Annotated in this window: 16 protein-coding genes; 5 read left to right on the top strand and 11 right to left on the bottom strand. The window is 67.8% G+C overall.

The window, feature by feature from the left end; all coding sequences use genetic code 11:
* The first annotated feature begins 4 nt into the window (after nucleotides 1–4).
* Complete coding sequence (locus ACREYQ_RS17960) at nucleotides 5–322, top strand: DUF6587 family protein (protein ID WP_432261563.1); 318 nt, start codon at nucleotides 5–7, stop codon at nucleotides 320–322.
* A 372-nt stretch (nucleotides 323–694) separates the two neighbouring features.
* Here ACREYQ_RS17960 and ACREYQ_RS17955 read toward each other — a convergent pair whose 3' ends face one another.
* Complete coding sequence (locus ACREYQ_RS17955) at nucleotides 695–2,005, bottom strand: hypothetical protein (protein WP_432262693.1); 1,311 nt, start codon at nucleotides 2,003–2,005, stop codon at nucleotides 695–697.
* A 640-nt stretch (nucleotides 2,006–2,645) separates the two neighbouring features.
* On the opposite strand from ACREYQ_RS17955, the gene leuA reads away from it, so the two are divergent.
* Together leuA and ACREYQ_RS17945 are read left to right on the top strand one after the other, a co-directional pair.
* Nucleotides 2,646–4,355, top strand: coding sequence for a 2-isopropylmalate synthase (gene leuA, locus ACREYQ_RS17950; protein WP_432261562.1), 1,710 nt, complete (start codon nucleotides 2,646–2,648; stop codon nucleotides 4,353–4,355).
* Between the two features lie 341 nt (nucleotides 4,356–4,696).
* Complete coding sequence (locus ACREYQ_RS17945; protein ID WP_432261561.1) at nucleotides 4,697–5,341, top strand: OmpW/AlkL family protein; 645 nt, start codon at nucleotides 4,697–4,699, stop codon at nucleotides 5,339–5,341.
* An 85-nt stretch (nucleotides 5,342–5,426) separates the two neighbouring features.
* Here the strand turns inward: ACREYQ_RS17945 and ACREYQ_RS17940 are convergent, their stop codons facing one another.
* The 3 genes from ACREYQ_RS17940 to ACREYQ_RS17930 all read right to left on the bottom strand — a co-directional run bounded on the left by ACREYQ_RS17940 (nucleotide 5,427) and on the right by ACREYQ_RS17930 (nucleotide 7,574).
* Entirely contained in the window at nucleotides 5,427–5,741 is a 315-nt protein-coding gene (locus ACREYQ_RS17940; RefSeq protein ID WP_432261560.1) for a type II toxin-antitoxin system RelE/ParE family toxin, read from the bottom strand.
* Nucleotides 5,742–5,744: 3 nt separating this feature from the next.
* Nucleotides 5,745–5,945 carry a hypothetical protein gene (locus ACREYQ_RS17935; RefSeq protein WP_432261559.1) on the bottom strand — a complete coding sequence of 67 codons (201 nt, stop codon included), beginning with the start codon at nucleotides 5,943–5,945 and terminating at the stop codon, nucleotides 5,745–5,747.
* A 141-nt stretch (nucleotides 5,946–6,086) separates the two neighbouring features.
* Nucleotides 6,087–7,574, bottom strand: coding sequence for an AMP nucleosidase (locus tag ACREYQ_RS17930; protein ID WP_432261558.1), 1,488 nt, complete (start codon nucleotides 7,572–7,574; stop codon nucleotides 6,087–6,089).
* A 187-nt stretch (nucleotides 7,575–7,761) separates the two neighbouring features.
* On the opposite strand from ACREYQ_RS17930, the gene ACREYQ_RS17925 reads away from it, so the two are divergent.
* The gene (locus ACREYQ_RS17925) at nucleotides 7,762–8,151 is read left to right on the top strand and encodes a GNAT family N-acetyltransferase (RefSeq protein ID WP_432261557.1); all 390 of its coding nucleotides are present in this window, start codon (nucleotides 7,762–7,764) and stop codon (nucleotides 8,149–8,151) included.
* A 424-nt stretch (nucleotides 8,152–8,575) separates the two neighbouring features.
* On the opposite strand, the gene ACREYQ_RS17920 is transcribed toward ACREYQ_RS17925, so the two are convergent.
* The 3 genes from ACREYQ_RS17920 to ACREYQ_RS17910 are packed head-to-tail and all read right to left on the bottom strand — an operon-like array spanning nucleotide 8,576 to nucleotide 11,320.
* Entirely contained in the window at nucleotides 8,576–9,550 is a 975-nt protein-coding gene (locus ACREYQ_RS17920; RefSeq protein ID WP_432261556.1) for a Bug family tripartite tricarboxylate transporter substrate binding protein, read from the bottom strand.
* Between the two features lie 42 nt (nucleotides 9,551–9,592).
* Nucleotides 9,593–9,946: an AtuA-related protein gene (locus tag ACREYQ_RS17915; protein WP_432261555.1), complete on the bottom strand. Its 354-nt coding sequence runs from the start codon at nucleotides 9,944–9,946 to the stop codon at nucleotides 9,593–9,595.
* A gap of 12 nt (nucleotides 9,947–9,958) precedes the next feature.
* Nucleotides 9,959–11,320: an acyclic terpene utilization AtuA family protein gene (locus ACREYQ_RS17910; protein WP_432261554.1), complete on the bottom strand. Its 1,362-nt coding sequence runs from the start codon at nucleotides 11,318–11,320 to the stop codon at nucleotides 9,959–9,961.
* Between the two features lie 114 nt (nucleotides 11,321–11,434).
* On the opposite strand from ACREYQ_RS17910, the gene ACREYQ_RS17905 reads away from it, so the two are divergent.
* The gene (locus ACREYQ_RS17905) at nucleotides 11,435–12,340 is read left to right on the top strand and encodes a LysR substrate-binding domain-containing protein (protein ID WP_432261553.1); all 906 of its coding nucleotides are present in this window, start codon (nucleotides 11,435–11,437) and stop codon (nucleotides 12,338–12,340) included.
* A gap of 65 nt (nucleotides 12,341–12,405) precedes the next feature.
* On the opposite strand, the gene ACREYQ_RS17900 is transcribed toward ACREYQ_RS17905, so the two are convergent.
* The 4 genes from ACREYQ_RS17900 to ACREYQ_RS17885 all read right to left on the bottom strand — a co-directional run bounded on the left by ACREYQ_RS17900 (nucleotide 12,406) and on the right by ACREYQ_RS17885 (nucleotide 16,790).
* The gene (locus ACREYQ_RS17900; protein ID WP_432261552.1) at nucleotides 12,406–13,197 is read right to left on the bottom strand and encodes an SDR family oxidoreductase; all 792 of its coding nucleotides are present in this window, start codon (nucleotides 13,195–13,197) and stop codon (nucleotides 12,406–12,408) included.
* 41 nt (nucleotides 13,198–13,238) lie between these two features.
* The gene (locus tag ACREYQ_RS17895) at nucleotides 13,239–14,375 is read right to left on the bottom strand and encodes an ABC transporter substrate-binding protein (protein WP_432261551.1); all 1,137 of its coding nucleotides are present in this window, start codon (nucleotides 14,373–14,375) and stop codon (nucleotides 13,239–13,241) included.
* 271 nt (nucleotides 14,376–14,646) lie between these two features.
* Complete coding sequence (locus ACREYQ_RS17890; RefSeq protein ID WP_432261550.1) at nucleotides 14,647–15,159, bottom strand: DUF1269 domain-containing protein; 513 nt, start codon at nucleotides 15,157–15,159, stop codon at nucleotides 14,647–14,649.
* A gap of 215 nt (nucleotides 15,160–15,374) precedes the next feature.
* Nucleotides 15,375–16,790 (bottom strand): acetate kinase, encoded by a 1,416-nt coding sequence (locus tag ACREYQ_RS17885; protein WP_432261549.1) that lies wholly within the window; start codon nucleotides 16,788–16,790, stop codon nucleotides 15,375–15,377.
* Between the last annotated feature and the right edge of the window lie 55 nt (nucleotides 16,791–16,845).

Genomic DNA, 16,845 nt, shown 5'->3' with positions numbered 1-16,845 from the left:
CGCCATGAGCCTCTATCACGCCATCGAAACGCTGCTGGTCCCGCTGATCGTGCTGGCGTGCGCGGTGTCGGTGCTCGCGCGCTACGCGCCGCGCACGCGCGAGCGCGTCAAGGCCGCGCTGGCCGCGCACCTGGGCGGCACCGCCGCCACCGGCTGGCGCGGCCGGCTGGTGCGCTGGCTCGCCCCGCAGGCCGCGGCGGGCTGCGCCAGCGGCTGCGACGACGGCGGCTGCAACACGTGCGGCGCCAATACCGCCAGCAACACCGCCAGCGGGCAGGACAAGGCCGCCGAGCAGGTGGTGCGCTTCGTGCGCAAGGGCTGAACGGCGCGCTTTCCTGCGCAAAGACTTCCACGCAGAAACGGGTACGCCCGCTGCTTCCGCCGAGCGCGGAAGCGTCGGTTTGCGCTCGTCTGCAAGCTGTCTGGCGGGGGTAGAACGAGCCAGTGAAGGCTTGCGCGCGTGCACGCAGAATTGGGTACGCTTTGCGCGCAAGCCGGCCTGCCGGGCATCTCGGGGACGACTTGCAAGGGCAGGTCCGGACTTGATCCGACGCCATTGGCGGTACGCGCCGGCATCAGCAAGATGCCTCGTGCCGGCCACGCAGAATCGGGTACGCTTTGCCGGCATCCGTTCCGCCAGAAGCAAAACGCCCTCCGGATGGAGGGCGTTTCGCCAGGTGCGGAAATCTGCTGCTTACTTGACCGTACCGTAGAAGACCAGCTTCAGCGGCGTATTGTCGGCGACCGCGGTGCAGGTCACGGTAATGGTGAAGTCGCCCGCCGCGGTGCCGGTGGCGCGCACCTGGTTCGGCAGCATGACCACGCTCGGGCTCAGGGACACCGGACCGGTGCTGGACCATGCCCAGTTGCCGCAGGCGGTGTACTGCGCGTCGTCGCCCAGATGCTTCATGCGTGCCGTCACTTCGACGGGGATCGGCGGCATCAGCAGCAGCGTCAACGGATCCTGGTTGTCGCTGACCAGCGCCCAGGCCGGATTTTCCGTCACCGTCAGGGCGGCGCTGCGGCGCTCGCCAAGCTTGCTGCTGACCGCGGTCACGGTCAGGCTGCCCTGGACCGGACCCTTGTCGTTGGCCAGGCTGGTGCGCACCGTCGCATCATGCGTACCCGCGGCTTCCGACGCAGACAGCGTGGCCGAGGTCGCCGTGTAGGTCCAGGCGCCGTCGAAATCCGCGGTCACGTCCTGGCCATCCTGGCGCAGCACGCGCGAGGTGAAGGTATCCGGACGACTGCTGAATACCTGCAGCGCGTTGACCTCGCGTCCGCCCTTGGTGGTCACCACGCGATAGGCGGCGGCGCCGTTCTTCTGCACCGTTACCGCGATCACGCCGCCGAGGGTATGCCCGTCGGGCGCTGTGACCGACACCGAGACACTGGCCGTGGCAGCAGTGGTGGACGAACTGTTGCTCGCCTTCAGCGTGGCGCTGTTCTGGCTGGCGGTGACCTGGACCGCGGTGCCGCTGCTGGACCATGCCCAGCTGTTGACGCTGGCCGACACGTCGCTGCCGTTGCTGTCGACCAGCGATACCGCTACCGGCAGTGCCTGGCCGTCGCTCATCGACAGGCTGGTGTTCGGGATCGACAGGCTATAGGTCAGCGTCGACGCCGGCACCACGGTAATGGTGGCCGACTGCGCGGGCAGCTGAACTGTCGTGTTGTCGGCGCTCTTGACCGTCGCCACCACCTGCACGGTGGTGGTTCCGGGGGCAATGCCCATGACCACGGCGCTGCCCGGCGTGGTGGCGCTCGCCGCCACGGTGGCCACGGTGTTATCGGTGCTGGTCCAGTTGAAGGTGGTGTTGCCCGATACGTCGACGCCGTTGCTGTCCACCGCCAGCGCGCTGATGGTAATCGTGCGGCCAACGCCGACCTCGCCGGAGGTCACGCTTATCTTCGTGGTATAGGTCAGCGCCGTGCTGCCGCCCGCGGCCGGCGCGGCGGGCGCGCTTGAACCGCCGCCACCTCCGCCGCAAGCCGCCAATAGCATCGTCACGGCACAACCTGACAGCCAGGATGCCCACGTTCTCATTCTCATGATGATCCCCCGAGTCGTTTTCTTCCCGCGCTATCAGCCTAGGCACAAAGGTGCCGGCGCAATACCGTCCAGACGACTGAGGTGCAGCGCACAGAACATGCGCGTGCCTCATCCATACAGCGCAGTGTCACCGCCATACGGACGGGAGAAAAACGGACGGCAGCGGCCCGGCGGCGGACCGCCCCCAACCGTTTGGCGCACTTCGCACAGGGCGATCCCCCGATTGGGCCACGCTGGCGTGCCGTGCCCCTCCGCCGCTTGACCGAGGCGGGAGTTGTCGACTAATCTTGCCCGGCAATGCGGCGCCGCGCCGCATGTGCACACACCCCGAGCGGCTCCGGCCCACCCTCTCCAGCCACGATGAACCGTTACACCAGCACTCCCTGCCAGGCTGCCGATGCGTCCCGCATCGCTGCCCGCGCACGCGTGCTGGCTGCCCTGGCATCGGGCCGCGCCCTGCGCGCTTCCTCGCTACTGCTAAGCCTACCGATCGGTTGCCGGGCCTAGAGCCCTGTGGCAGTTCGGCAGCCTTTCGCCACCTTTTTTCCGTTTGTCTTTTTTCACTTTCCCCTAGCGAGGAAGGAGACCCCGTATGCTCGGCAATCCCGCCACCAAGTACCAGCCCGCCGCCACCGTCGACATCCCTGACCGGACCTGGCCCGGCCGCACCATCACGCGCGCACCGCGCTGGATGAGCACCGACCTGCGCGACGGCAACCAGGCCCTGATCGAGCCGATGAACCCGGCGCGCAAGCTGCGCTTGTTCGAACAACTGGTAAAGATCGGCCTGAAGGAAATCGAAGTCGCGTTCCCCGCGGCCTCGCAGACCGATTTCGACTTCGTGCGCATGCTGATCGAAGCGCAGCGCATCCCCGACGACGTCACCATCGTGGTGCTGACGCAGTCGCGCGAAGACCTGATCCGCCGCACGGTCGAGTCCGTACGCGGCGCGGCGCGCGCCACGGTGCATCTGTACAACCCGATCGCGCCGGCCTGGCGGCGCATCGTCTTCAACGCATCGCGCGAAGAGATCAAGGAGGTTGCGGTATCGGGCACGCGCCTGATCAAGGCGCTGACCGATGCCATGCCAGAAACCGCGTGGACCTATGAATATTCGCCGGAGACCTTCAGCCTGGCCGAACTCGACTTCTCGCTGGAAGTGAGCGACGCGGTCTCTGCCGCCTGGCAAGCCAGCCGCGGCCGCCCGATGATCCTGAACCTGCCGACCACGGTCGAATGCAGCACGCCCAATGTGTTCGCCGACCAGATCGAATGGATGCACCGCCGCCTCGCCCGGCGCGAACACATTGCGCTGTCAGTGCACCCGCACAACGACCGCGGCACCGCGGTGGCCGCCGCGGAACTGGCACTGATGGCGGGCGCCGACCGCGTCGAAGGATGCCTGTTCGGCAACGGCGAGCGCACCGGCAATGTCGACCTGGTGACGCTGGCGCTCAACCTCTATACGCAGGGCGTGGCGCCCAACCTGGACTTCTCCGATATCGATGCGGTGCGCCAGTGCGTGGAGCACTGCAACCAGCTGCCGGTGCATCCGCGCCATCCATATGTAGGCGACCTGGTGTTCACCGCATTCTCGGGCTCGCACCAGGATGCGATCCGCAAGGGCTTTGCGCAGCAGCAGCCGGACGGTATCTGGGAGGTGCCCTACCTGCCGATCGACCCGGCCGACCTCGGCCGCAGCTATGACGCGGTGATCCGCGTCAACAGCCAGTCCGGCAAGGGCGGCATGGCCTACCTGCTGGAACAGGTGCATGGCATCTACATGCCGCGCCGCCTGCAGATCGAGTTCAGCCGCGCGGTGCAGGCCATGACTGACGACACCGGGATGGAAGCGAGCGCCGATGACCTTTATGGTCTGTTCCAGCGCGAGTACCTGGCTCAGCAGACGCCGCTGCGCTATGTATCGCACCAGCTGGTATCGGACCGCGATGGCGCCACGGAGATCGCGGTGCAGATGGTGCGCGACGGCAAGCCGTGCAGCGTGCGCGGCAGCGGCAACGGGCCCATCGACGCCTTCGTCAATGCGCTGGACTTCCCGGTATGCGTGATGGATTACCACGAGCATGCGATAACCGCAGGCGCGGACGCGCGCGCAGCGTGCTACGTGGAAGTGCGTGTGGGCGATTCACCGACAGGGTTCGGCGCCGGCATCGACGCCAGCCTGGTCACGGCCTCGCTGCGCGCGGTGATCTCGGGTGTGAACCGGCACCTGCAGGCGGGCTTCGGCGTGGCGCCGCGGTCTGCGGTGACCGCAGTGCCTGACGAGGCGGCCGAGGCCTGACACCGCCAGCCGCCGCAAGAAAACCGGTGTGCCCCGCCCCCACGGGGCACACCCGGAAAGACGCCCTGGCGGACGCCCACGACATGCCCGATGCCGATCCGCACACGCTGCCGGCGCGCGTGGATCTTTCACACAGCTTAAGCGGCGGTACCGCGCGGCGCCACGAATCATTCCGCATGTGTTTAGAAGCGCCGGTGCAAGCCGCGGCTGCGCAAAGGCTGCGCTGTGGCGTCATCGCGACGCCGCGCACCCATTGCCTTCTGCTTGTTCTGGGTCAAGGCCCGTGCCGGCCTGCTCGGCCAAACTGGGCCCGGATTCGATACCAGACCAAGCAGAACCACATGAAAACTCTCTCTCTTCGCACCCGGGTCACCTGTTCCGCCATCGCCGCCTGCGCCATGCTGGGCGCCTTCGCCACCCCCGCTGCCGCCGCTGACGAGGCGCAGGGCAACTGGATGGTGCGCCTGCGCGGCACCTACCTCGACATGGCCAACAGCGCCGACCCCGTCGGCGGCATCGGCCCGTCGGACCGCATCACGGTCAACAACAAGTGGATCCCTGAATTCGACGTCACCTACTTCTTCACGCCGCACATCGCGGCGGAACTGGTGCTGACGGTGCCGCAGAAGCAGGACGTCTACCTCGACGGCAACAGGATCGGCACCTTCAAGCATCTGCCGCCGACGCTGCTGGTGCAGTACCACTTCATTCCCAACGGCACCTTCCGCCCGTATATCGGCGCCGGCCTGAACTTCACCCGCATCTGGGGTGCAGACATCGCCAACAACTCGCTGCAGCTCGACAGCTGGAGCGTTGGTCCGGCGCTGCAGATCGGCATGGACTACAAGCTGACCAAGAACTGGTTCCTGAACGCCGATATCAAGAAGATCTGGCTGTCCAGCGATGTGAAGGCGGGGGGTATGAAGGTATCGAAGGTGAACCTGGATCCGTGGCTGTTCAGTATGGGGGTGGGGTATCGGTTCTGAGTTGCGGGCCACATGCAAAAAGAAGCGGCGCCATCAGGCGTCGTTTTTTCTGCGGATGACATGTCGATAGCGCAGCCACCGAGCTTCAATGCCTGATCAGACTCGCCACGATGTCCCGACGCTCGTGCAATACCCGTACAATGTCCAGCGTCTCGCCGCTCACACGATAGAAAATCAGGAAGGGGAATCGGTCGAGCGCCCAGACGCGCAGCGATGCGTCCAGCAGGAAGTGGCTGTAGCGGCGGGAGCCAACTGCGGGATGCGCGGCCAGGAAGGCAAGCGCGCTCAGCAATTCATCGGTGAAGGCTTCACCGAGGCCTGGGGCGGCCTCGTCATACCAATCCTGCGCGTCGTAGGCATCCCGGCGCGCGGCGGGGCGTAGCCTCAGGCGAAGCGACACCTCTTAACGATTGCGACGCTTCAGGCGGGCGCGGAGTTCGGCAGCGAACTCCTCGACATGCTCGTACTCAGTACCTGCGCCACTGTGCAGGCCTTCTACGATCTGTTCATACAACTGGCGCTCAGCCTCGTTCTGCGGGCCGACAGCATCGGCAGCACGCGGCATCAGGTACTTCTGCGAGGGAGGTGGGGTCAGGCGAGCCATGCACCCATTCTACCAAGTGCTATTTGCACCCGCTGACCTTCTTCAGCGGCCAGCGTCTCCGACATCACTCCAACGCGCCCGCCGTAGCGCTCCGCCAACGTCTCCGGCGCATCCGGTACGCCAATCAACGATCGGCGGCCTCTACCGGAACGCCGGCTCATCAAAGCTGCGCAGCTTGCGCGAATGCAGCTGCTCCACCCCGTTCTCACGCAGGATACGGATCGCCTCCAGCCCGATAGTCATGTGCTGGCTGACACGCTGGCGGTAGAACGCATTGGCCATGCCGCGCAGCTTGAGCTCGCCATGCAGCGGCTTGTCCGACACGCACAGCAACGTGCCATACGGCACGCGCAGCCGGAAGCCATTGGCCGCCACCGCCGCGCTTTCCATGTCGATGGCAATCGCGCGCGACTGGTTGAAGCGCGCATACAGCGACTTGGACTTCAGCTCCCAGTTGCGGTCGTCGGTCGACACCACGGTGCCGGTGCGCATGCGGGTCTTCATCTCGTTGCCGGACAGCCCGGTCACGCGCGCGACGGCTTCCTGCAATGCCACCTGGATCTCTGCGATGGGCGGCACCGGCACCCACGGCGGCAGGTCGTGGTCGAGCACGTGGTCGTCGCGCACATAGGCGTGCGCCAGCACATAGTCGCCCAGCTGCTGCGAGCGGCGCAGGCCGCCGCAGTGGCCCACCATCAGCCAGCAGTGCGGGCGCAGCACCGCGAGGTGGTCGGTCATGGTCTTGGCGTTGGACGGGCCCACGCCGATATTGACCAGCGTCACGCCCAGCTTGTCCTCGCGCACCAGGTGGTAGGCGGGCATCTGCGGCAGCGCGCGCGGGCGCGTGGCGTCGTCGGGCTCCGCCCCGCCGAGTTCCTGCACCACGTCGCCGGGCTCGACAAAGCGGGTGTAGCCGCCGCCGTCGCTGCTGGCCATCAGCCCGCGCCCCAACGTGACGAACTCATCGACATAGCGCTGGTAGTTGGTGAACAGCACGAAGCGCTGGAAGTGCTGCGGCGCCGTGCCGGTGTAGTGGTACAGCCGCTGCAGCGCCAGGTCAACGCGCTCGGCCGGGAACAGCGACAGCGGCCAGGCTTCGCCCGGCACCGGCTCATAGGTGCCGTTGGCGATGCCGTCGTCGATGCGGCTCAGCTCCGGCAGCACGAACGATGCCTCCAGCTCGCGCGCCTGGGTGTAGCTGATATCGGTGGTGGAGGCCTCGATCACGAACGGCAGCGGGATCGGGCGCCGGCTCAGTCCCACCACCACCGGCACGCGGTGATAGCGCATCAGCCGCTCGATCTGGTCGCGGTAGTAGTCGGCCAGCAGGTCGGGGCGCGTCACCGTGGTGCCGTACACGCCCGGGTAGGCCACCGTGCCCCATGACGGCCGGCTGTCGGTGACCATGGTCTCGATGTTGACCGAGATGCCCAGGTACGGATAGCAGGCATGCGCGGCCGAGGGCAGCGGCTTGCCGTTGGCGAAGGCGTCGAAGCGCGCGCGCACGGCGCCGACCGAAGCATCGTAGATGTCGCGGATGCGGGCGATCGCCGCATCCGCGTCGGTGAATTCGGCCAGTTGATCGGCCGGATGCGCGGAGGAGAAGACTGGGGCGTTCATGGAGGCCATGATACCGCGCCGGCGCGCCGGCGTGAGCAGCCCCCCACCCTGCCGCAGGCCAAATTGACGCGCCCGCGCACGCTCGCTACACTCCGCCAATTGCGCGGCACGGGTTCCCGTGCCGTTCTCGACTCGCGGCGCTCCCGGTGGCAGGGAGCGGCGAGGGGCCGTACGCGCTTGACTGGGAGAGCCGCCAATGGAAATCCGTAACTTGTTGCCCGACGACATCGAGGCAGCCAGACAGCTACTGATCGCCAATGGCTGGGCTCACCGGGTAGGCGGCCCCGAAAAATTCGCGCGGCTGGTGGCCAATTCCCAGCGCGTGGTCGTGGCGGTCGAAAAAGGCGAGGTGGTTGGCTTTGCCCGCGCGCTGTGCGACGACGTCTGCGACGGCTTTCTGTCGATGATTGCCGTGGCGCCCAGCCACCGCCGGCGCGGCATCGGCCGCGCCCTGGTGCGGCAAATCGTCGGCAACGACCCCGATATCAGCTGGATGCTGCGCGCGGCGCGTTCCTCGGAAGCCGCCTTCTTCGGCCAGCTCGGCTTTACGCCGTCGATGGTGGCAATGGAACGGCGCCGGCCCTGAGCCGCGCGTCCCACCGGCGGACGGTCAGCGTGCGCCGGTCTTTCGTGCAAGCGTACCCAATTCTGCGAGCAGCGCAATGACCGCTTCCGGCTGTCCTGATGAGAACAGGGTCGGGTATCAGCACACACATTTCTTCAGGAAGAGGCCGCCCCGGTGGGCGGCGGGCCTTGTCCATCAAGGCCGGAAGCACCAAAGCGTACCTACTTCTGCGTAAAAAACCGGGCCACTTGGCCTGATGGCGTTCAGTTAAGGTATCAAACGCTACCGTCATTCCCGCGCAGGCGTGAATCCAGCGTCTTTCACGTCCCCTTTGGGGATGAAGTCACTGGGTCCCCGCTTTCGGGGGGACGACGGTGGTCAACTGAACGGCATTAGGGCCACCTGGCTCCGCTTTCCATGCATGGGAGCTTGCGCTGCCCTGCATTCACTCAGGCTGGATATTCGCCGCCTTGATGATGCGCCCCCACTTGCCGGACTCTTGCGACTGGAACTTCGCCAGCTCCGCGGGCGTGCTGGTGAACACTTCAGTGCCAGTCGCCTTGTAGAAGCTGGCAGCCGTATCGCTGCGCGCGGCCTTGACCATCATGGCGTTGAGCTTCGCCACCACCGGCTGCGGCGTGCCCGCGGGCGCATAGGCCGCGAACCAGTAGCTCATCTCATAGCCCTTGACGCCGGCTTCGTCGATGGTGGGCACGTCCGGCGCCAGCGGCGAGCGCGCCTTGCCCGATACGCCGAGCGCGCGCAGCTTGCCGCTCTTGACCTGCGGCAGGCCGGTGGCGGTGTCGGTGATCATCATCTGGATCTGGTTGCCGAGCAGGTCGGTGATGGCCAGCGGGTTGCTCTTGTAGGGCACGTGCAGCAGCTGCACATGCGCCATCTGCTGGAACAGCTCGCCGGCAATGCGCGACGACGAGCTGCCGCTGCCAAAGCTGAGCTTGCCCGGCTGCTGCTTTGCCAGCGCGATGAACTCGCCCACGGTCCTGGCCGGCACCTGCGGGTTGACCACCATGATCTGGCCGCCGCGGCCCAGCGCGGTGACCGGCGTGTAGTCCTTGACCGGATCGTACGGCAGCTTCTTGAACAGGTGCTCGTTGGCCGCATGCGTGGTGTTGGTGCCGATCAGCACGGTGTAGCCGTCCGGGGCGGCCTTGGCCACGTCCGACGCGGCGATGAAGCCGTTGGCGCCCGGCTTGTTGTCGACCACCACGGTGGCCTTGCTGTCCACGGTGATGGCCTGCCCGATGGCCCGTGCCAGCTGGTCGGTGGCGCTGCCGGCGGCGAACGGCACCACAAAGCGGATCGGCTTGTCGGGGAACTCGGCCCAGGCCTGCCCCGCGGGCAGGATCAGCGCCAGCGCGGCAACGGCCAGCGGCTTGAGGAACGAGGTCGTGGGGGTCATGGTGGTCTCCTGTTCAGATCGTTGTCGGTGTGAAGCCATGGATCAGTGGTTATCCGGGGCGGCGCCAGCGAGGCGCGGCGGCACCGGTATCTCAAGCTGCAGCAGGCGGAAGGACAGCGCCTTGCCATGCGTGTCGAGGTTGAGCGCGTCGTTGACGCCGCCATCGAGCACGCCGTCGAGGACGAAGTTCATCGCCTGCAGCGACGGCACCAGGTAGCGCGTGACGGCCGCGGGCCGGCGCTCGCGGAACAGCGCGCGCACGGCGTCTTCCGTCACATGCGCGACCAGGTGGTCGTAGTCGCGCGCGTCATAGGCGATCACGCTGATGTTGGAGCGGTTGCCCTTGTCGCCGGTGCGGCCATGGGCGAACTGGTAGAGCGCGGCGGTGGCGGTCATGTGCGGGCCTCCTCAGGCGATAAAGGTATGAGCGGGCGCGACCGCATCGCGCGGCACCAGGCAGGAAACCGCGTTCAGCCGCGCGCGCTGCGCGGTGCGCACGCCGCCGCCGCCGGCCGGGCCGCAGGTGTAGAGCGCATTGACCTCGCGCTGCAGGGCCTGCGCCACCGCCAGGTCGTCATGCGCCAGTGCGGCGCGCAGGCGCACATCCTGCGCCGCTTCCTCACGCGGCTGGCGCTGCGCGAACATGGCGCCGCCGTCGTCGGCCAGCACGCTGAGCACGCCGATCAGGTCGAAGCGGATCGGCGCGTCATGGCCCAGCAGCTGCATGCGCCGGCGCAGGATGTCGGCGGCCAGCCGCGCGCGCGCGGCGGCGTTGGGGCCGGCGTACGAGATCTCGCCCTCGGCCAGCCAGCCGCCGTGGCTGAAGACATTGGCCTTGAGCTGCGCCGGGCGCGGATGGCCGCGCACATTGCGCACGGCGACGCGGTCCGGGCCCAGCTGCGCCACGGCGACGGCGCCGATATCGGCGACCACGTCCGGCGTCAGGTAGGCGGCCGGGTCGTGGACCTCGTACAGCAGCTGTTCCTTGACCGTGCGCAGGTCCACGCAGCCGCCGGTATCGGCGGCCTTGAAGATCTCGATGCCGCCGCCGGCGTCGAGCTGCGCGATCGGGAAGCCCAGCGCGTGCACCTCGGGCACGTCCTTCATGCCGGGATCGGCAAAGTAGCCGCCGGTGACCTGCGCCCCGCACTCCAGCAGGTGGCCGGCCATGGTGGCGGCGCCCAGCCGGTCCCAGTTGTCCCACGACCAGCCGAAGTGCGCCATCGCCGGCCCCACCGCCAGCGCCGGATCCGCCACGCGCCCGCATACCACCACCTGGGCGCCGGCCGTGATCGCCTCGGCGATGCCTTGGGCGCCGATATAGGCGTTGGCGCAGACGAAGCGGTCGGCGTCGAAGGCATCGCCAAGAATGCCCTGCAAGCATGTGCGCCCCGCATCGTCCGAGAGGTCGTCGCCCTCCACCACCGCCACGCGCGGCGCGGGCAGGCCCAGTTCCTGCGCCAGCCGCAGCACGCGCCGCGCCGCGGCGCGCGGATTGGCGGCGCCGAAATTGCCGACGATGGGAATGCGGTGTTGCAGGCACAGGCCCAGCACCGGCACCAGCAGCGCGTCAAGCAGCGGCTCATAGCCCTGCGCGGGATCGTTGCGCCGCGCCAGCTGCGCCAGCGCCAGCGTGCGCTCGGCCAGGGTCTCGAAGATCAGCGCGGCCGGCTGCCCGGCGGCAATCAGCGTGCGCACCACCGGCAGCGCGGCATCGGTGCGGTCGCCGGAGAAGCCGGCGCCGGAGCCGATCAGCAAGGGAGCAGTCATGGTCGGGGGCAGGTTGTTGGTGGGGTCGGTCCCATTCTAGGGTGGGCACGTCCAGCCAAAAAACGGATTATTTGGATTAATCTATCGACTTGCTGGATAAATCCACCAGACCCCATGAACCTCTCGGTCAAGCATCTGCGCGCCTTCGTGGCGCTGGCCACCTGCCGCAACTTCACGCGCGCGGCGCGCGCCTGCCACCTGTCGCAGTCGGCCTTCAGCGCGCTGGTGCAGACGCTGGAGGAACAGGCCGGCAGCCGGCTGTTCGAGCGCACCACGCGGCATGTGGAGCTGAGCAGCGACGGCGTGCGCTTCGAGCAGACCGCGCGGCGGCTGCTGGCCGATTTCGAGACCGCGTTCGAAGACCTGCGCGCGCATGCGCAGCGGCGCAAGGGTCGGGTGTCGATCGCGGCGCTGCCGTCGCTGGCCGGCGGCGACCTGCCGCCGTTGCTGGCGCAGTTCCGCGCGCTTTATCCGGGCATCGTGCTGGAACTGTTCGACCAGCTTGCCGACGGCTGCATTGAACTGGTCCGCCAGGGCCGCGCCGACTTTGCGCTGGCCCCGGCGCCGGCCCAGGACGACGACCTGCGCGTCGAGCCGCTGGTGCGCGACACCTTCCACCTGGTGTGTCCGGCGGACCATCCGCTGGCGCGCAAGCGCCGCATCGCGCCCGAGACGCTGGCCGGCCTGCCGTTCATCCAGCTGTCGCGCACGACCAGCGTGCGCCAGCACCTGGACGCCGCGCTGCATCCCTTGCGCCTGACCAGCGTGATGGAGGTGGAGCACCTGGCGACGGTGGCGGCGCTGGTGCAGGCGGGGCTGGGCATCAGCGCGGTGCCTTCTCTGGCGCTCTTCCAGTTCAGGCGCGAGGGGCTGGCGATCCGGCCGCTGCAGCTGCCCTCGCTGGTGCGCGATATCTGCCTGGTGCGGCTCAAGGACCGCGGCGACTCGGCCGCCGCGGGCGCGATGATCGACTCCCTGCGGGCGTTCTACCGCGGCGGCAAGGCGCCTGCACGGCGCTGAAAAGCCGACAAAAAGCCGACAAGAGCGGCACGCAGAATTGGGTACGCTTTGCTGCCGGCGGCGCGTCAGAAGTGCCCGAGATAGCCGCCGTCGACGGCCAGCACCTGCCCGGTGACGTAGGACGCGGCCGGCGACGCCAGGAACACCACTGCGCCCGCCACTTCCTCGGGCTGGCCCCAGCGGCCCAGCGAGGTGCGCTGGCGCAGCCACTCGGCCACGCTCTCGTCCTCGACCATCGGCTGGTTGGGTTCGGTGGCGAAGTAGCCCGGGGCGATCGCGTTCACGGTGACGCCATGGCGGCCCAGGTCGGCGGCCATGGCGCGCGTGAGCGCATCCAGGCCGCCCTTGGTGGCGGGGTAGAGCACGTCTCCGGCGCGCGCGACCTGGCCCGCGATCGAACTGACATTGACGATGCGCCCATAGTCGCCGCCGCGCATGCGCTGCGCGGCGAGCCGGCACAGCGCGTAGGGGGCCACCAGGTTGGTTTCGAGCATGGCGCGCAGGTCGCCGGCATCGAGCTGGGCCATGGTGCTGCGGTTGCGCGCGCCGGCGTTGTTGACGAGGATGTCGAGCCGGCCATGGTCCGCGTCGATGCGGTCGAACGCCGCCGCCACGGCAGCCTCGTCGGTGATGTCGAGCACCAGCGCCTCGGCGCTGCCGCCGCGCGCGGCCAGCGCGGCCACGGCTTCATGCACGCGCTGCGCGTTGCGCGCCACCACCAGCACATGGGCGCCGGCGTCGGCCAACCCGGCGGCGATCGCCAGGCCCAGGCCCTGCGCGCCGCCGGTCACCAGCGCCACGCGGCCGTGCAGCGAGAACGGGGCGCGGGAATGAGAGGAGGGGGTAGGAGTAGCCATGCGGGCGACTATACCGCAGCACCTCCCTGCCCGCCGGGGCGCTAGCGGATCAGCTTGCCGGTGGACGAGACGATCGACATTTCCACAAACGACGAGCCGGTGTGGCGCGCCGTGCTGTAGCTGATCAGGATGCCGCCGAGATCATAATCGCGCATGCCTTCCAGCGCCGTGATCAGGCGCTCGCGGGTCAGGTCTGGCCCGGCCCGGCGCAGCCCCTCGACCAGCACCTTGGCGGACATGAAGCCCTCCATGCCGGCGTTGGACGGGTCCACACCCTGCTGCCTGGCCAGGTTGCGGTATTCGCTGGCCAGCGTCATCTGGCTGGAGTTGGTGCCGGGCACCACCTGGGTGATGATCAGGCCGCGCGCATCCTCGCCCAGTTCGCGGATAAAGGAATCGGCGGCATTGTTGGACAGCGTGACGAACTGCGCCTGGCTGCCGCCGCGGCGCAATTCGCGGATGACGCGCGCCGCCTCGGAGCCCGAGCCGATCACCAGCACCGCCTGCGGGCTGGCCTTGTTCATGGCGGCCACGCCCTGGCTGATGTCGCCCATGGGCCGGGCAAAGTTCACCGTCGCCGCCGGCTGCACGCCGCGCGCCTGCAGCGCGGCGGTGTAGCCTTCCAGCACGTCCCGGCCGAAGCCGTCGCTGGCGTAGAAGATGCCGATGCGGCTCATGCCCGACGTAGCCAGATGGTTGATCGCCCGCGCCACTTCATCCTGGTACTTGGCGCGCACGTTGAACACGTAGCGGTTCACCGGCCGGTGCAGCGTGATGGCGCCCGTGAGCGGCGCCACCAGCGGCACCTTCTGCGCGGCGATGATGGGCAGGATGCTTTCGTTCTGCGGCGTGCCGCGCACCATGAAGAGCGCGAACACCTTGTCCTCGTCGAGGAGCTTGCGCACGTTGTCGGGCGTGCGTTTGGCGTCGAAGCCGTCATCGTAGGTGACCAGTTCGATGCGCCGGCCCGCCACGCCGCCGCTTGCATTGACGGTGCGCAGGTACACCTGCGCGCCGGCGATCTGCTCCTTGACCGAGCCGGCCACCGGGCCGGTGACGCCGGCCGACTGGCCGATGCGGATGGTATTGCGGGTCACGCCCGCTTCCGCCAGGGCCGTCTGCGCGGCCCATCCCAGCGTGGCGGCCAGCATGCCGCACGCGATCCATTTCGCCTTCATTGTCTCGACCCCTTTGCCGGTGCAGCTGACCCGTTGGTTTTTTTGCGGCGCGGCATGCATGGCGCGCGCGTCGTCACGCAAGTTACCGCATGCATCTCATGGGGGCAAACCGGGAAAGACGGGAGTGTTGCAGCAGCATCACACCGGAACCGCGGGACGGCTCCGGTGTGTGCCGGGGCGCGCTAAAGGATGCGCGCCAGAACGCGCCGCATGGGCGCGCGCAGAGACATGCACCAGCGCCAAACGGCGCTGGCCGGCGATACGTGCCGGATCAGGGGAAAGCTGGTACGGCGGGATCCAGCCCGGCAAACCTTGCTTCCGGATGCGCGTTCTGCAGCAGGGTTTCGATTTCCTCGACACGGCCGCGCGGAACGTCCAGCATCAGCAGAATCTTGCCAGACTCGATGTCCTTCTCGAAGGCACGCAGCCTGCTGTTGGGCGCCGAGCTGCCGATCATGCTTGCGGCCCATGCGCCGAACACCGCGCCCAGCACCGCCAGCACGCCGACGAGGCCCCACTGCGGGGAGTCGCTGACGATCGGGAACATCGCCACCACCACGCCGGCCACGACGCCCACGCCGCCGCCCACCATCAGGCCCATTTCCGCGGCATGCACGATGTCGGAGGTCTGGAACAGGTTGGCTTCATGCAGGCCCGTCATGTCGGCGCCGTCGCGCGCCACGAAGTGGATGTGGCGGTTCTCGACGCGGGCAAGCAACAGGTCGTCCATGGTGCGACGGGCACTCGCCAGGTCGGGCAACAACCAGAAGATGCGTTTGCGCATGTCTCTCTCCTTTTTCAGGCCGCACCACCGGTAAGGTTGAACCTGGTCAGAAAGTACCGCTGGCGGCGCGGGGTAATTTCTTTGTACGCCGTTCATGGGGCCAGCGCAAGGCGCGTTTCGGTGCCTGCGCACCGTGGCGGCGGATGTGATGCGCACGCGTGCCCCGCCCATGCGGGGCACGCGTCACGTCCTGCGCAAACGCGCGGGGCAGCGCCTCAGAAAGTGATCGGCAGGCGCAGATTCACCTGCAGGTCGGGCGTGTCGCGCGTCAGCCCCGCGCCCACCGAGAGATTCAGCGTGTAGCGGTTGTTGAAGCGGTACGAATACCCCACCAGCAAGGTTCCCTGCGTCACGCGCACCGAACCCGGCACGGTCTGGCCGTTCTGCTTGGTCGGCCAGATGATGGCCTGGTCATAGCCGATACTGAACGACGCCTTTTCATTGAGCGACAGGCCCATGCCGAAGCTGAACTCGAAGATGTCTCCCGGCGCGATCTTGCCCAGGTTCTCCCTCTCGCCGTTGAGCACGGTGCGGCTGACATTGTCGCGCGCAAAGTTGTGCAGGTAGCTGAAGGTGCCGAAGAACACCGCCGGATCGGTCGGCAGCAGCCAGGTGATGCCGGGCTGGATCGCCTGGAAGCCGGTGCCGGTTGGCAGCCCCAGCGGCAGGCCGGTGCCGGTGGTATTGCCCACGCAGCGCGTCACGCAATCGGTCACCACCTCGAACGGGTCCTTGCCGGTGTTGGACTTGTAGCGCAGCCAGCCGACGAAGTATGGAATCCTCTCGTTGCCGTAATTGAGCTGGTAGCGCAACGTGGCCTCGACGTCGCCAAGACCCTTGCCGCTGGCATCGAACACGTTGTTGACGGCGCTGCCGGTGAACACCTCGCGGCTGATGGTCGAGCCCGAGGTCTGCACGTACGGCACTTTGGCCTCGATCTCCAGCCGCTTGGTGATGCCGTAGCGCAGCGCGATCGATTCGATATAGGTCGAGGTCTTGACCTCGCGCACATCGATCAGGCCGATCAGGATGGCCGGGATGATCGTGTAGCCGACCAGCGCCACCCGGTTGTTCGACGAATAGCCGTACTGGAAGCCGGGCTCGACCACGAACTTGCCCTGCGCGGTGAGCACGCCGGGCTGGTCGATCAGCGGCGCGATCTCGGGCGGGCGCCGGTCGCTCTCGGGCGGGCGGCCCACGGGCTCATCCGCGGCCAGCGTCTGCGCGTTGGCGGACTCGCCCTGCTGCGCTGCCGCCTGCGGCGGCTGGTCGGTCACCTGCTGCGGGTTGTTCACCAGGCCTGGCCCGCTCTGCGTGGCGCTGGCGGCATTGGTGACGTTGTCCGCCGGCATCACGCCGGGCCCTGAACGCTGGCCGCCACGCTTGGTGGCCAGCACATCGTTGCCGATCACACTGCGCAGTTCGTGGATCAGCGCCTGTTGTTCGGCCAGGGCCCGCTTCATGGCGTCGAGCTGGCTGGCCTGATCGGCGAGTTCCCTCTGCAGTGATTCGAGTCCGGCCGCGGGTGGTCCCGCATCCGGCGGCGTCTGGGCCTGTGCCAGCCCGCCAAGCAACAGCAACGTCGAGCATCCCGCAGCATTGCGGATGCCCTGCATCGACCGCTTCTTCATCGCGTCTTCCTCCCCCGGGACGGCAGACTGTTGTGCAGGAGTCTGAGACCTGTCC

It is taken from the genome of Cupriavidus sp. TMH.W2 (assembly GCF_050847365.1).
Lineage (GTDB): Bacteria > Pseudomonadota > Gammaproteobacteria > Burkholderiales > Burkholderiaceae > Cupriavidus.
The sequence above is the reverse complement of the archived record's forward strand: the minus strand, read 5'-3'. Positions and strand labels throughout refer to the sequence as shown.